The 15830-nt window shown below is 37.2% G+C and carries 14 protein-coding genes and 1 other annotated feature; of the genes, 3 read left to right on the plus strand and 11 right to left on the minus strand.

Features of this window, described 5'->3' with window-relative positions; translation table 11 throughout:
- Positions 1 to 66: 66 nt before the first annotated feature.
- The 8 genes from minD to ACLIBG_RS04445 all read right to left on the minus strand — a co-directional run bounded on the left by minD (position 67) and on the right by ACLIBG_RS04445 (position 8008).
- Entirely contained in the window at positions 67 to 864 is a 798-nt protein-coding gene (minD, locus tag ACLIBG_RS04410) for a septum site-determining protein MinD (protein WP_439311508.1), read from the minus strand.
- Positions 857 to 1543 carry a septum site-determining protein MinC gene (gene minC, locus ACLIBG_RS04415; protein ID WP_439311509.1) on the minus strand — a complete coding sequence of 229 codons (687 nt, stop codon included), beginning with the start codon at positions 1541 to 1543 and terminating at the stop codon, positions 857 to 859. The genes minD and minC overlap by 8 nt, the downstream gene beginning before the upstream one ends.
- A gap of 65 nt (positions 1544 to 1608) precedes the next feature.
- Positions 1609 to 2148 carry a rod shape-determining protein MreD gene (gene mreD, locus ACLIBG_RS04420; protein WP_439311510.1) on the minus strand — a complete coding sequence of 180 codons (540 nt, stop codon included), beginning with the start codon at positions 2146 to 2148 and terminating at the stop codon, positions 1609 to 1611.
- The gene (gene mreC, locus ACLIBG_RS04425; protein WP_439311511.1) at positions 2148 to 3026 is read right to left on the minus strand and encodes a rod shape-determining protein MreC; all 879 of its coding nucleotides are present in this window, start codon (positions 3024 to 3026) and stop codon (positions 2148 to 2150) included. The genes mreD and mreC overlap by 1 nt, the downstream gene beginning before the upstream one ends.
- 12 nt (positions 3027 to 3038) lie before the next feature.
- The gene (locus ACLIBG_RS04430; protein ID WP_439311512.1) at positions 3039 to 4082 is read right to left on the minus strand and encodes a rod shape-determining protein; all 1044 of its coding nucleotides are present in this window, start codon (positions 4080 to 4082) and stop codon (positions 3039 to 3041) included.
- An 827-nt stretch (positions 4083 to 4909) separates the two neighbouring features.
- Positions 4910 to 5599 carry a RadC family protein gene (gene radC, locus ACLIBG_RS04435; RefSeq protein ID WP_439311513.1) on the minus strand — a complete coding sequence of 230 codons (690 nt, stop codon included), beginning with the start codon at positions 5597 to 5599 and terminating at the stop codon, positions 4910 to 4912.
- Between the two features lie 174 nt (positions 5600 to 5773).
- The gene (locus tag ACLIBG_RS04440; protein ID WP_439311514.1) at positions 5774 to 6622 is read right to left on the minus strand and encodes a hypothetical protein; all 849 of its coding nucleotides are present in this window, start codon (positions 6620 to 6622) and stop codon (positions 5774 to 5776) included.
- Positions 6623 to 6739: 117 nt separating this feature from the next.
- Entirely contained in the window at positions 6740 to 8008 is a 1269-nt protein-coding gene (locus ACLIBG_RS04445) for a bifunctional folylpolyglutamate synthase/dihydrofolate synthase (RefSeq protein WP_439311515.1), read from the minus strand.
- A 188-nt stretch (positions 8009 to 8196) separates the two neighbouring features.
- Here ACLIBG_RS04445 and ACLIBG_RS04450 point away from each other — a divergent pair, with 188 nt between their 5' ends.
- The gene (locus ACLIBG_RS04450) at positions 8197 to 9111 is read left to right on the plus strand and encodes an ATP-grasp domain-containing protein (protein WP_439311516.1); all 915 of its coding nucleotides are present in this window, start codon (positions 8197 to 8199) and stop codon (positions 9109 to 9111) included.
- On the plus strand, positions 9101 to 9958 hold the full coding sequence (locus ACLIBG_RS04455; RefSeq protein ID WP_439311517.1) for an ATP-grasp domain-containing protein: 858 nt from the start codon (positions 9101 to 9103) through the stop codon (positions 9956 to 9958). Before ACLIBG_RS04450 ends, ACLIBG_RS04455 begins: the two co-directional genes overlap by 11 nt.
- A 78-nt stretch (positions 9959 to 10036) precedes the next feature.
- On the opposite strand, the gene ACLIBG_RS04460 is transcribed toward ACLIBG_RS04455, so the two are convergent.
- Positions 10037 to 12682 (minus strand): valine--tRNA ligase, encoded by a 2646-nt coding sequence (locus tag ACLIBG_RS04460; RefSeq protein ID WP_439311518.1) that lies wholly within the window; start codon positions 12680 to 12682, stop codon positions 10037 to 10039.
- A 50-nt stretch (positions 12683 to 12732) separates the two neighbouring features.
- Positions 12733 to 12962, minus strand: a binding site (T-box leader).
- Between the two features lie 129 nt (positions 12963 to 13091).
- On the opposite strand from ACLIBG_RS04460, the gene ACLIBG_RS04465 reads away from it, so the two are divergent.
- On the plus strand, positions 13092 to 13280 hold the full coding sequence (locus ACLIBG_RS04465; protein WP_439311519.1) for a hypothetical protein: 189 nt from the start codon (positions 13092 to 13094) through the stop codon (positions 13278 to 13280).
- Here the strand turns inward: ACLIBG_RS04465 and ACLIBG_RS04470 are convergent.
- A complete protein-coding gene (locus ACLIBG_RS04470) occupies positions 13277 to 14269 on the minus strand; it encodes a hypothetical protein (protein ID WP_439311520.1) in 993 nt (330 codons plus the stop codon). The two genes, ACLIBG_RS04465 and ACLIBG_RS04470, sit on opposite strands and share 4 nt — an antisense overlap.
- Positions 14270 to 14343: 74 nt before the next feature.
- Positions 14344 to 15438 carry a stage VI sporulation protein D gene (gene spoVID, locus ACLIBG_RS04475; RefSeq protein ID WP_439311521.1) on the minus strand — a complete coding sequence of 365 codons (1095 nt, stop codon included), beginning with the start codon at positions 15436 to 15438 and terminating at the stop codon, positions 14344 to 14346.
- Positions 15439 to 15830 lie beyond the last annotated feature (392 nt).

Genomic DNA, 15830 nt, shown 5'->3' on the forward strand with positions numbered 1-15830 from the left:
TAAAGGTTTTTCAAAAAGTAAGTCTTTTTGACCTTCGAGCATTTTACTCTATTTGAACCTAAACTACTATGTTCGCATACCGAAAAATTTCTTCACTTTTTTAAATAAACCAGCTTCATCTTCTAAAGACTGTAAAGGTACTGTTTCTCCAAGAATTCTTCGTGCAATGTTTCGATAAGCAATTGATGCTTTCGTGTTCGGTTGGAAGGCAATTGGCTCGCCTTGATTGGAAGCAGCAATGACCTGATCATCGTCCACAACGATACCAATTAAATCAATGGAAAGTATTTGTACAATATCATCAACTGCAAGCATGCTGCCATCCTTCATCATCTGATTTCGGATTCGATTTATAATAAGACGTGGCCGTTCCATATTGTATTGTTCCAATAACCCAATAATACGATCAGCATCACGGACACTTGATTTCTCAGGTGTTGTTACTACAATCGCTTGATCTGCTCCGGTTACTGCATTTTGAAAGCCTTGCTCAATACCTGCTGGACAATCGATAATAATATAGTCATAATCTTGTTTTAATTCAGCAACGATTTTTTCCATTCCTTCTGTTGTAACAGCCGATTTATCGCTCGTTTGTGCTGCCGGTAACAAAGAAAGAAAATCAAATCTTTTATCGGAGATTAGCGCCTGTTTTAGCTTACAACGTTCTTCAATAACATCAACAATGTCATATATAATCCGGTTTTCCAGACCCATGATAACATCTAAATTTCTTAAACCAATATCTGTGTCAATCAAACATACTTTTTTGCCCATTAACGCTAAAGCTGTTCCGATATTTGCGGTGGTCGTTGTTTTTCCAACTCCGCCTTTACCTGATGTAATTACGATTGCTTCACCCATTAAGAAATCTCCTTTCAAACGTGCTTAGCTTATTCCGCATATGTGAAAGAACTTGTAAACGATCTATAATAATTTTGTCTTGTTTATGATCGATAAACCCACATTCCATATATACACCATCAGTCTCATAATCAGGTGCTCTACTGACGTAATCAGAAATCCGCAATTGCGTAGGTTTCATGTAGGAGGCGGCGATAACAGCTTCCTGATCACCATTAACCCCAGCATGAGCAATTCCTCTCAAATTCCCAAGTATATAGATGTTTCCCGTAGCAGTCACGTGTCCACCTGGATTTACATCGCCAATAAGGAAAAGATCACCTGTTATTTGAAGTATTTGTCCTGATCTTACAACTTGAGTTATTACTTTCGTTTCACTTTCTTCTTTCCATTGTAAAGCTTCTTTCTTCAAAATAACATCTGAATCAAAGCTTTCAATTGTAAGTCGATTATCTCTTCCGATTAAATGATGCAATCGTTCCTTTTGTTCTTTATGTAAATACCGATAACCAAGTTTGACAGTAACCGATACAACAGGCTCCTCTTTCGTCGGTTGACTCGCCTTAATCTTTTCATCTAATTCATCAATAGCTTCTTCAAAAGAACATGTATCGTCAATGAACAATGTGAGCCCATCTCTTGTTCCTTTGATCGTTATTTTTTGTTTATTGTCAAGCACGATAAGTTCACCTCATTCTATTACAAAGCGACATCCGTTAAGTTGAATCCTTAATTAATTAGTACTTAAAAAGTAGCTCCTTTATCTACTTGCTCTTTTTTCCATTTTATAAATCTGTTTTTAAATATCGGATACATCACAATCAAAAATATAACATTTGCTAAAACGGTAGGTAGGAGACGGTTACTTAAATAGTTTATTAAATTCATATCTGTTATGTTTGCTGCACTGTATACGATATGAATCATTGTATCTGCAAAAATCAACCCAATCGTCCCTAATAGAAATACAACAAGAAAGTTCGTATGAAATAAGTTTTTAAGCTCTTTTATAATATATACGGTAACAGGGTAAGCAAACATATAAACACCTAGAACACTTGTATATACAATATCTATTAACAATCCAAAAATAATTCCATAGATCACAGAATAAGAGGTTGTATCCCCATCATAAAAAATTGCTAATAGAAATAAAAAAATGACAATCCAGTGTGGAATAATTAGCAAATGGCCCACAACCAAGTTGGATGGCAGCAGCTCAAACGCTACCCCTTCAAATACTAACAGGAAAAAAAGGAAAAGGAAAAAGTACAATTGCTTCATTACTCCTCATCCTCCTCTAGCTCCTGAATAGCATCCTCTCCCGATACTTCGCGATTTACGACAATAACATGATTAATATCGTACATGTCTGCCGCCGGTTTAATTAAAGCCGTTCTCGTCAGCCCGTATTGATCGGGTATAACATCTTTTACCGTCCCGATCGGCAACCCGGCCGGAAATAAGCCTCCTAAACCGGATGATACGACGAGTTCGTCTTTTTCAAGGTCTTTATCCGATTCTTCAATGATCTTAAATAATAGGGATTCCGTTTCTTTATCATATTCTTCAATCAATCCGAAAATATCTTTTCCGTCACGGGAAATTGTTGCCGAAATTCGATTAAACTGATCAAAACCAGTTAGCAATTGAACGGTTGATGCAGAATTGGAAACAGCCTGTACCTTACCGATCATTCCTTCAGCAGTGATTACCGCCATATTTGTATCCACACCGTGTGCTGTACCTTTATTAATCGTTATTTGTTCAATCCACCTCTCCGGTGATCTAGAAATAACGGTTGCCTGAATGGTATCATACTGATTAATCGAATCAGTTTTATTAAGGGTTTCTCGCAATTGTTCATTTTCTTCTTTCAGTTCCTGCACGTCATATACGAGACTTTTATATTCGGACAATTTACTTTTTAACAACTGGTTTTCGTTAAACGTGTTTTTTAATTCACTAATATTAGAAAAAATACCTGTTACATACTTAACGGGAGTCTGAATTGTATTTTGTGCCCAACCTACAGTATCCATTACAAATTGTTCCGGCGCTGTTAGTTGAGATCTGTTCGTCAATGAATACCCGATTAACACGACTAATACAATCATACCTATTAATAATAAAAACAATCGCTTTTTTTGAAAAAAGGACATTCAAGCACCTACTTAATCGCCTAATGTGGCTTGTGAAGAAATATTCGGATGCGAACTGAACTGTTTAATATACTCAAGCGACATTCCAGTTCCAACTGCCACACTATCTAATGGGTTTTCCGTTACAAAGACGGGCATTTCCGTTTTATTGCTAATTACCTGATCGAGATTCTTTAATAATGCACCTCCGCCTGAAAGCACGATGCCACGATCCATTACATCTGCAGATAATTCAGGAGGTGTTTTTTCCAATGTATTTTTCACTGCTTCAACAATCGCTTCTACACATTCATTTAATGCACCGGCGATTTCAACGGCAGTAATGGAAATTGTTTGTGGTAATCCGGATAATAAATCTCGTCCTCGTATTTCCATTTCGGACTGTTCACTTACCTCTCCAGCTGTTCCAATCTCCATTTTAATCGATTCCGCTGTCCGTTCACCAATCGCAAGGTTATACTGTTTTTTAATATATTGTGAAATTGCTTCGTCCATGCTATTTCCTGCTACACGTATAGATTTACTTGTAACAATGCCGCCAAGGGAGATAACAGCCACTTCTGTTGTGCCACCACCGATATCTACAATCATACTGCCAGTCGGTTCCCATACAGGCAGTCCCGCTCCTATTGCTGCTGCAAAAGGTTCAGCTACAGGAAATGCATTCTTGGCTCCGGCTTGTTTTGCGGCATCGATAACAGCTCGCTCCTCCACCTTCGTTATGCCAGATGGAACACAAATAATTACATTCGGCTTTCCGGCAAGCATGGATCGCTTTCTGCTTGCTCGTTTCATATAATATTTTAACATAACCGCCGTTGTATCATAGTCGGCAATTACTCCATCCTTCATCGGCCGAAGAACAGAAATACTTCCAGGTGTTCGGCCAATCATGTTTCTGGCCGTACTTCCGACTGCTTCAATTTCACCTGTTTCGATATTTTTAGCTACGACAGAAGGTTCTCTTACAACAACCCCTTTATTTTTCATAAATACAAGTGTATTTGATGTACCCAAATCTATTCCCAAATCTTGTGAAAAACTGAATTTTGACAAAAAAATCTCCCTTTCCCTTTGACAAGTCTATGATGTATAAACAAGACTGTGACGAACATATAGTATATGTCCGTACAAACATATCATACGAATCGAACGATTGAGGAAAAACTTTACTTAACCACCATAAAGTGAAACTTCATTCAGTATGGATTTTCTTTCCTCCCCTACTGATAAAATGAACAAAGGCTAAATTCGCGACGTCCTATCGCAACGCCTTTGTGACCTACATCCTGTGGCCCGAACAGAATCGGGGATTTAGGCCCGCAGGAAGCGGGTCATACAGACGTTGTCACACGATGTGACGGTTTTAGTCTGTATCCTTCCCCCACCTTCACGTTTAACTTTTTCACGCATAGAGGCGGGGGTATTTACAGCCTATTAATGCGTGATAATGGAAAGGCGATCGAAAACCTTCTATTCATATCGGTTCCCGCACAGATCATTCCAGCTTGGAAACGAATAAATTGAAGATATATTTTAAAGCTATTTCCTTTAAAAATTGCATTGTTTACGATTGTACAGTTTATAAAAGAATTTTTGTTATTCCTGAAAGTGTGCAAAAATAAACCAAATAGATCATTTCAGTAAATATGCACGCTATTTATGTGGAACAAAAGCGCCACTTTCATTATTTAATTTGAAATGGCGCCATCTTTTACATCTATTCAATTATACGAAAAAAAGGATAAAATAGATAGGGTTATCATTTGTTTTTTAAAAAACGCAATGATAAACCCATTCAGATATTGTTTTAATAGCTATGATTCTTCATTGATTGCGATGCAATTTCCGTTCATTCAAGTGAGTCGAAAGTTGATTCATCCTCATATATAACCTTTTTCCTTTAAGGAAACAAACTTATTGTTTCCAATAATTAAATGATCGAGAAGTTCAATTCCCATCATTTTACCTGCTTGTACAAGTCGTTTTGTTACATGTATATCTTCTTGGGATGGGGCTGGATCTCCAGATGGATGGTTGTGTGCGCAAATAATGGAAGCCGCTGATCGTTTTACGGCTTCACGAAAGATTTCGCGGGGATGGACAATCGAAGCATTTAGGCTGCCAATAAAAATCGTTTGCCTGTGCATAATCTGATTTTTAGTATTCAGAAAAAGAACGACAAAATGCTCTTGATTCAAGTTCCTCATTTCTTCCATCACATAATCAGCCCCGTCCTCGGGGGAGCGTATAATATAACTGTCATCAGGCTTATACTGGTGCATCCTCCGACCAAGCTCAATGGCAGCTAGAATAACGACACCTTTTGCGGGGCCAATCCCTTTTATTGCTGTTAACTCCTCAATCGTTGCGTCATTTAAAAGTTTTAACCCTTCAAAATGCATTAAAACGCGATGGGACAGATCCATGACTGACTCCTGTTTCGTTCCGTTTCCCAATAAAATTGCTAGCAATTCTTGATTTGATAGATGGCTGGACCCAAGTGTTATAAGCCGTTCACGAGGACGGTCTTCCTTCGGTACATTTTTAATCATAATAGGCGATACTTTCATCAAAAAGTCCTCCTTGTATTTAACTTATCATTATTTTATCGAGTTAAATACTTTTGAACCAATTGATAATTACGCATGATGAAAATGTTCCTGTACAGTATATTTGATAAATCTCCTAATAAAAATAAAATTATGTGACTTATTTCAAGTAAAGATTGGCATTTTGCGGATCATCTAACGATCTAATGCTTCATCAAAAAGTTTCCATATTTCCAAAAGAGAAAAACGTATTTCAGCATCACTCATTTGTCCGGACTTTTGAAGAAAATCATTCGTTTTAGTTTGTAGCGGTTTATAAGAATCCTTATTAATTGATTCATCTTCCAATAGTTTTTGCCAATCAAGAATGGCCTGTTTTTGTTGCTCGCCTGATGTCTCCAAAGTCAGATTCCATTTTTCCTGGAATTGCGTGAACCATTCCTTTTCTTCTTCACTTAACTCCGATTTAACTGGTTCTGTTGACCATTGCTTGGAAAATGCATCCAATTCACTTTCTTTTATTGCTCGGACTTTTTCATTCGCAATTTCTTTTGTTGCCGCTACCCCTGCCATTAAGTAATACCCATCTGCTTTATTCCAAATTATTGCATCATGCCCTGCATTTTTAAATGTATTCAGCCATTCTTCAGCGTTTTCTTTTTCCTTAAATACTCCGCCTTGCACAACATAGGCGTTCATTGATTCAATGATAGTTTCCGTTGTTTCATCTGGACCTTCATTATTTCCAATATCAGATTCATTCGTTTGAGAAGAACTAGTACTCAATGTTTTTTGATCGTCCCCATTTTCAATCGAAGTAAATAAATTAAGCATAATACTGCCTAAAACAATCCCAATAGCTACGGCAGAAAGACTTGCAATAATAAATGGCTTCAGACGTTTTCCTGAGCGTTTCGTACTTTTTCCTTTTTTATTAATTTCGTGATCATCCAGACTCGATATAACAGGAATAGAACCTTCATTTTTGATTTTTCCGTTTTCTGACTCATGCTTATCATTTGATTTGTTTGGACGTTTATTCATTTGCTCCACCAACTTTGCTAGAATAGTATGATTTTAAATCTAGCATAATTGATATAAAAAGTAAGTAATATTTTGTCAGCAATCTATTAAATCGTTCTACAGTAATTGCGCTTTTTTTTATATTGAAGATTGAAGTAAATACTGCCTAACGATAGATATAAAATGTAATGAGCCAGCAATATAATATATCGTTCCATCATCATGTTCACATATTTCATCCATTAATGATTTCCAATCTGCCCGTACAATAATATCTTCCCCAGTAAATTCAGATATACCGGCAGCCCGTGAATGATCAAAGGTTGTGCCGATAATCGTCGGAAAAACTTTTTTGAATTTAAATATCATCGTTTGTATGTCTTTATCTTTATACGCAGCAAAAACTAGCTTCCTCTTTTCATTTGGACGAGACAAAACAGTTTGCAAAAAGGCATCAACACCTGCAGGATTATGTGCACCATCCACGATAATCATTGGCTTTTTATGGATTACTTCAAATCTGCCCGGTATGATTGTTTCACTTATTCCTTCCAAAGCTTTATTCCACATGATGGAATAACCAGACTTCTCCAATATTGTTAAAGCCATTAGTGCTATCGATGCGTTATGGATTTGATGTTCACCGGCCAGCTGAATATGGACATTAAAATTCTTTTCTCCTTGCCAACGAAAGGTTTGACCATTATTATCCGGTACAAGTAGCTTATAAGTAAATTGTCTACCAGGCCTATACAATTTCGCGCTTTTACTTGTGGCTTCATCTAAAACCACTTCCATCGCAATTGCATGAATAGAACCAACAACTACTGGACGATTGCTTTTTATAATACCTGCTTTATGAAGTGTGATTGCTTCAATTGTATCGCCTAAAAAAGCTGTGTGGTCTAATTCGACATTTGTGATGACGGATAATATTGGATCAATACAGTTCGTCGTGTCGTAGCGACCACCCATACCGGATTCGATGATTGCTATATCAGAAAATTTTTCAAAGTATATAAAAGCGACCACGGTAAGTATTTCAAATTCAGTAGGGTGTCTTTGTTCATTATCCAATTTTTGAATGGCCGGATAGATGACATTCATCGTTCTTAAAAGTTCATCTGAACTTATCTCCGACTCATTCATAAATAGATGGCCGCGAATGCCGGTAAAACTTGGCGAAGTAAAAACACCAACATTATATCCATTCTTTCGAAGTGCATGCTTTATAAACTGAATTGTGGATCCTTTGCCATTTGTGCCGGCAACATGAACAGCGTTTATCTTTCTTTCGGGATTTCCGACTAACTGTAAAAGATCATTCATGCGTTCCAGACCAGGTTTTATACCAAACAATTGCCTGGAAGTAAAAAAACGTTCAACTTGTGAAAATTCTTTAAACATAATTACACCACTTTTCTTTGTAAAAGAAGCAAGAACCATTAAAATTAGTATAGCAGGATGAAAAATGTCGTAGCAATAAAATAGACAAGTACAACTTATTACATTCTTTTAATAATGAAAATATAGCAGTACGTGCTGCGGGCTGAATGTTTTAATCATACCCACTTGTGTAGAAAGGAATACAAAAAGTGACATTACAAGGATGGATTATTTACAACGGGCAATTACAAGGGGATAAATTCCGCGATTTTGCAGAATGGATTCAAGAAGCTGCATGGAGAAAAGATAGTGAAACAATCATACTTAAAAACAATCAGTTACACTCCTTTTTGATGAATAACGAGTTACAAATATTACAACAGGATAACTATGCCTTTCCGGACTATATCGTATTTGCAGACAAAGACATATACCTTGCCAAACAATTGGAGTTGATGGGTATCCCGGTCTTTAATTCGTCGGAAACAATCGCCACAAGTGATGATAAGATCGCAACTTATCAAGCACTTGTCAAAAATGGGCTACCTGTTCCTAGTACCATTATTGCACCAAAGACGTATTACGCGACTAACCGAGTTGACCCGCAAATGATCGATTTTGCGATAAAAACGTTTGGATTTCCGATGATTGTAAAAGAAGCATTCGGTTCATTTGGGGAACAAGTATATTTAATACATAATAAATTAGATTTGTATGAAAAAGCAGTGGCGTTACAAGGAAAACCTTACATGTTTCAGGAATTTATTGATTCCAGTTATGGAACGGATTTACGCCTTCAGGTTGTTGGCGATGAAGTCGTCGCAGCCATGAAACGCACCTCACTCAACGACTTCAGAGCTAATGTAACTACAGGGGGGACAATGAAGGCGTATCAACCAACTACTGCGGAGAAGCAATTAGCAGTAGATGCAACAAAAGCAATAGATGCAGATTTTGCCGGTATAGATTTGTTAATTGGTAAAGATAATGTTCCGATTGTTTGTGAAGTAAATTCCAACGCACATATCCGTAATATGTATGACTGTACGAATATCAATGTAGCTGATTTTATCATTCATCATATTTTGGACCTACTGAAGGAAGGTAAGAAGTATGGATTATAACGGGTGGCTTATTTATACTGAGAAAGATGCACTCGAAAACAAGTCATATATTGATTGGTTTATACATGAAGCAAAATTGCAAAACATATCTCTAACGTTAATACTACGAGAAGAATTGACATTTGCTTTTGTTAAACAAAATCGACTATTGATGTATAATAACAAACCTATCGAACTGCCGGAGTTTGCTGTCGTAAGAACCATTGAACCATTCATACAAATGTATCTATCGGAGCTTAAGGTTCATGTTTTCAACTCCTGCGACATTGCTCTTCTTACGAATCATAAATCGTGGACGTATCATGAAGCAAGGAAATTGAATATCCCCATGGTGGACACGTTTTTTCTAACGAATGGAAACAACCAACAAACTCCACCTCTGCCATACCCCTTTGTCGTAAAGGATGCAACAGGTAGAGGTGGGAAGCAAGTACACTACATTACAGGTGACAAAACATGGTATAGCTGCCTTAATTCGATGCAGGCGAAAGAAGTTATTGTACAAGCATGTAACGTTAAACTTGGTCAGGATGTACGCGTTTTTGTTGTGGGAAAGGAAATTATCGGCGCTGTTTTAAGAATAAACGATCGTGATTTTCGAGCCAATTATAAGCTTGGCGGTGCTGCAGTTTGGTATGATTTGCGTACGGAAGACCGCATTATGATACAGAGGATAGTTGACCATTTCGACTTTGATCTTGTCGGGATTGATTTTTTAATTGGACAAAATGAGGAACTGCTTTTCAATGAAATAGAAGATGTTGTTGGTTCGAGAATTTTAAGTGCTGTTAGCGATATTAATTTGTTAGGAAAATACGTGACACATATAAAATCACGCCTAAGCTAGACAGCTACGCACAAAACTTTATGCTTTCTGACCTTTTTAAAAAATAGAGCGGAAACCTATTAGATTTCCGCTTTTCATTTATTCACTTTTCAATTCGTTTAATCGCAGCTGCACTTTTTTCTGTTTATCCAAGTAATCTTTTTCTTTTAGTTTTTCTTCTTCAACAACTTTTTCAGGTGCCTTTTTTACAAACCCTTCATTGGCCAATTTCTTTTGTACACGTTCAACTTCTTTTGACCATTTTTCAAGTTCTTTTTCCAAGCGTTCAATTTCCTTGTCGAAATCGATTAACCCTTCTAAAGGAAGGAAAACTTCAGCACCAGTCACGACTGCCGACATCGCCTTTTCCGGAACAGTAACGTTTGTTCCAATTGCTAACTTATCGGGATTGCAAAATTTTTCTATATACGCACGTTCGCTTTCCAATTCTTTTACAACATCGTCATTCTCAGCTTGAATAAGCAACGTAATCTGTTTGGACATTGGTGTATCGACTTCGGCGCGAATATTACGAACAGATTTAATGATCGCTACCAATCGTTTCATCTCCCTGGCAGCCTGTTCGTCATGAAATGCAGGATTTGGTTCCGGCCATGCAGCAATCGTAATTGATTTCCCTTCATGCGGAAGATGTTGCCATATCTCTTCTGTAATAAATGGCATGTACGGATGAAGCATACGCATCGTAAAATCCAATACGTGTGCCAAAACAGACCTTGTCGTCTTCTTATCCGCTTCGTTCTCTCCATATAATGGGAGTTTTGCCATTTCAATATACCAATCGCAAAAGTCGTCCCAAATAAAATTATATAAATATCGCCCTGCTTCGCCAAACTCATATTTATTCGTGTTTTTTGTTACTTGTTCAATCGTTTCATTCAATCTTGTTAATATCCACTTATCGGCAAGGCTCAAGTTTCCTGATAAATAAATATCCTTATGTGTAAATCCTTCCAAGTTCATTAAACAAAAGCGGGAAGCATTCCAAACTTTATTAGCAAAATTCCACGTGGACTCTACTTTTTCCCAGTAAAAACGCAAATCCTGACCCGGAGTAGATCCTGTTAACAAGAAATAGCGTAAGGAATCGGCACCGTACTTCTCAATTACATCCATCGGGTCTACACCATTACCGAGCGACTTGCTCATTTTTCTTCCTTCCGAGTCCCGGATTAGTCCATGAATGAGTACATCCTTAAATGGCCGTTTTTCGGTAAATTCTTTTGATTGGAAGATCATCCGTGCTACCCAGAAGAAGATAATGTCATAACCTGTTACGAGTACATCCGTAGGGAAATATCTTTTGAAGTCTTCCGCTTCTTCATCTGGCCAGCCCATGGTGGAAAATGGCCAAAGCGCAGAGGAAAACCACGTATCAAGTACATCTTCATCCTGTTGCCAATTTTCGCTGTCTGCCGGCGCTTCTTTTCCGACATAAATTTCTTGTGTTTCTTTATTATACCATGCTGGAATCCGGTGTCCCCACCATAATTGCCGGGATATACACCAATCACGAATATTTTCCATCCAATGTAAGTAAGTTCTTTCAAAACGTTCCGGAACAAAATTTACTTTTTCTTCACCGTTTTGCAGTTCAACTGCTGCGTCAGCAAGCGGCTGCATATGGACAAACCATTGTGTTGACAAATAGGGTTCAACGACCGCTCCACTCCGCTCTGAATGGCCAACTTGATGGACATGATCTTCTATTTTAAATAGTATGCCCATATCCTGTAAGTCTTTCACAATTTGGTTGCGACATACAAAACGATCCAACCCTTCATATTGGCCCGCATTTTCGTTCATCGTTCCGTCTTCATGCATGATAAGTACACGCTTTAAGTTGTGACGATTACCGATTTCAAAATCATTCGGATCATGCGCGGGAGTGATTTTAACTGCTCCGGAACCGAAGTCCATATCTACATAATCATCAGCAACAATATCTATTTCCCTACCGACGATTGGCAAGACGATTTTCTTTCCAATTAAATGCTTGTACCGTTCATCTTCCGGGTGAACAGCTACTGCTGTATCCCCCAACATCGTTTCCGGTCGTGTTGTTGCTATTTCAATCGTTTCTTCACTATCTTTGATCGGATAGCGCATATGATAAAATTTTCCTTGCACTTCTTCATAAATGACTTCAATATCTGAAAGAGCTGTTTGTGTTTGCGGATCCCAATTAATAATATACTCTCCGCGGTAAATTAATCCTTTTTCATACAGTTGAATAAAAACGTCCTGAACGGCATTGTATAAACCATCATCTAGTGTAAACCTTTCACGGGAGTAATCCAGTCCAAGGCCCAACTTTCCCCACTGACTACGAATAAAGTCGGCATATTCCTCTTTCCATTCCCAAGCCGTTTCCAAAAACTTTTCCCTTCCAAGATCATATTTATTTTGATTATTTTCTTTCAATTTTGCTTCTACCTTCGCCTGTGTCGCGATACCTGCATGATCCATTCCTGGAAGCCATAAAACATCATAACCTTGCATCCGTTTCATTCGGGCTATTGTATCCTGCATCGTTGTATCCCACGCATGTCCCAAGTGCAATCGACCAGTTACATTTGGTGGTGGGATAACAATCGTAAAAGGCTCTTTCTCTTTATCGCCAGTTGCTTCAAAAAACTTACCTTTTACCCAAAATTGATAACGCCCTTTTTCAACCGTCTCCGGGTGATATTTAGGCGGCAGAAAGGCTTTATTTTCATTCATACCTGTATTCCTCCTCTAAAAATGTCCATTAAAAAATCTTTTCATCCTATCAAAAGGACGAAAAGATCTGATTTCCGTGTTACCACCCTTATTTGCAAATTAAAAAACATTATTTGCACACTTATTGTCTAATAACGGCTATTTAACCGGCATTCTTCTACTATTACTTCAAAGAAGCTGCATCAAGGGTGACTTCTAAAAATTTTTCCAGGAAACTCCCACCATTGTTTCCCTCTCTGTTGGATAATTAATTTATACTATTCCCTATCATTGCATCACACATGATTTAATTAAATATATTTTATCCAGTTTTTTAAATAAATGCAAATATAACGCTAATTGACGCACAGATAGACCATGTTCTTACATACAATAAAAACAAGCAAAACTAAAAAGCGAGGTGATTGTTGTGGCAAGACATTATCGGTATCGATTGCCACTATGGTTGCGGCACTGTATTTTTGTCATTGAAAGTTGTACATTACCGATATTAATATTTCAGTTATTGCGCACACTATTCTTTCCAACAACGTTTGATGTATTTTTACTAGGTTTATTAGTCGGACTGTTTATCGCCTTTTATTTGGAGTGGATCTAAATATCCAATTCTAATTGTTCATATTCATTTTCAACAAAATAACTCCAATCCAGCCCATACAATAACTTGCGATACGCAACTTCCAGCGCTTCAACTTGTTCAACAGTAGGAATTTTTCTTTTATCGTTCAAATAATTTTCGATGTGCAGCAAATAATTCGCAGGATGCAGCAAATGGATAGTTAACAAGTATAATTCGCTCATTGATAATTTGTTTTGTTCCATGTAATAGGTGAATGCTTGCTTGAATTGTTCAACCGGTGCATCATGAAAATAATTTTCATTGTTAAACAAAGCAATTAAATCGATGATTGCTGTATCATTGCTAGTTTCTTCCCAATTGATTAAATATGTATGGTCATTGGTTATAAAATGACTTCTCTTTACATTCCCATGACATAAACTGATATACCATTCTTCTGATTCGGTTATTTCATCTATATATTTATCAATGAATTGCTTTAATCTGCTATTGGCAAGGTCGATCTTGTGAAAATGAGTGCATACTTGCAGTTCAACCGGCGACATGTAATGAGATTTTTCAAAGTTACCGATATGTTGAATTAGATTATTGTGCATTTCGTCACAATTGGACTTATAAGTGGTAAATTGTTGAAGGACAAGGTTAAGATCTATTTTGTTTATCTTTTTTGTATGATGGTGGATTTTGCCAAGCACACTATATATTTGTGGAATTGTCGCTTGCTGTGAATGTTCTATCCATGGTGTTAGGTAAAATATTTCTTGATCTATTTCAACATACAACTTCCCTTTTTTAGATACAAATACGGGTAGTATAGACGTCAAGTTATAAAAATTGGCATCATGCAACACGTCTACCCATTTTTTTATTGAGTCTTTTTTTAAATTGCTTTTCTTTAACGCAAAATTACTGCTGCCATCATTGATTTTATATACGTTTGAGGTAATTGATGTTATATTCTGCAGCCGTATTCCATAGGCACTACAAGCTTCTTCAAATGCTGTCATAGGCATATCACCTCCCCTTACGAATAATTCGCTAAAATCAAATACCCCTTGAAATTGCAAGGGGTATTGCCATTTTACTTTTCCGGCTGAGGGATGTAGAGCAATTGACCCTCACTCAAATCCGCATCCGATAATCGGTTTTTATTAATAATTTGCAATGCGGGTATTTCATACTTTTGAGAGATCGTCTCAATCGTATCATCTTGCTGAACAATACATAAGCGCATTTTTGTATATTGATCTTCCTCATCGTTTCTAAACATGTCAGATAAATAGTCCAGATTTTCTACAATATCTGCATCTGACGACTCTGAAACTGACTCCGACTCGTTAACGACAGGTTGTGCTTCAACATATAGTTGGGGATCGCTCTGTTCACTTACATCATCCTGATCCTCCATAAATGCAAGATCTTCTAATACGTGAGTATCCTGCTCGTTTTCAGAAGTGTTTTTATGCAAAAATTGCTGTAACGTTTGAGTCTTTTTAAATTGAAAACGGCCCGTTGTTTTATCCTCTAGTTCTGTCTCTTCTTCCTTTTCATCTGCTTCACCAGCTTCATCTACTGATTCTGTTGTTTTAATATCAAACTCAAAGTCTGCCTCTGCTTGATTCTCTTCATTCCATCTCTCATCACTATCTGAAACTTCACTTGTTTTTTCATCAGGCGTTTCTACTTCCTGTATTTTACCCGACGACATTTCCTTCAACTCGGAAACGGTCGCTTCATCTTCATTAATTCCGTAAATTTTTATCGTTGATCGGAGTAGTAAATGGTTGTTGCTTGGTAATTCATAATCAAAAGCGTCAATGTTAACAGTAATATCGTCCAAATCATTTACTCGAGTGAGAGGAACCGATATTTCGACTGGAAATCGGTGAGAAAATTCAACATCCCCGTCTTCTGTATCTTGGACTTTTTCGACAAAGCGCATCGTATTTCGTTCTACATCCTGTAAACTTTGTTCTTCATCTTCATTCATTTCTTCTAGTTTAATATATTCACCTTGAAGCTCGATTACACCCCGAATAGAAACATACTCATTAAATGGTTGTATCGAGATGTTTGGATCAAGTGAAACACCCAACATTTCCGCTACTTCCTGTCCCCTTTCAAAATAAAGGGACTCCTGTAAATCAAAACTAAAAACTGCCGGATCATTTGACAAGCTTTTTCCTCCCTTCAGCATAGCCTTTCCATATATATTTACTATATGAACAAAAAGACTATTATATGCCATAAACGTCGCATAGATTTTTATTCATTCAATAAATTAATACTTCCCGAGCATTTCGTACATTATGTATAACGGTCTGTAGTCAATTCATCCATGCGTGAAGAGTGAAACGTGTACGATTAACTAATAGTCTCCACCGTGATTACGACGAGGCTGCTGAAAAAGTCCTTATAAAATAGCTCACAATCCGGAAAGTTAGTTTATAATAGACTTATTATATTTAAAAGTGGGGATTTCCAATGTTAGAACGACAACCGTCATTACCATTAAGCGCACACGACGAACTTTACGATATGTTGATTCCGAAAGATAACTTCCTTCGT

The sequence above is a fragment of the Virgibacillus sp. W0181 genome, assembly GCF_051846915.1.
Taxonomy (GTDB): Bacteria; Bacillota; Bacilli; order Bacillales; family Amphibacillaceae; genus JBPYCR01.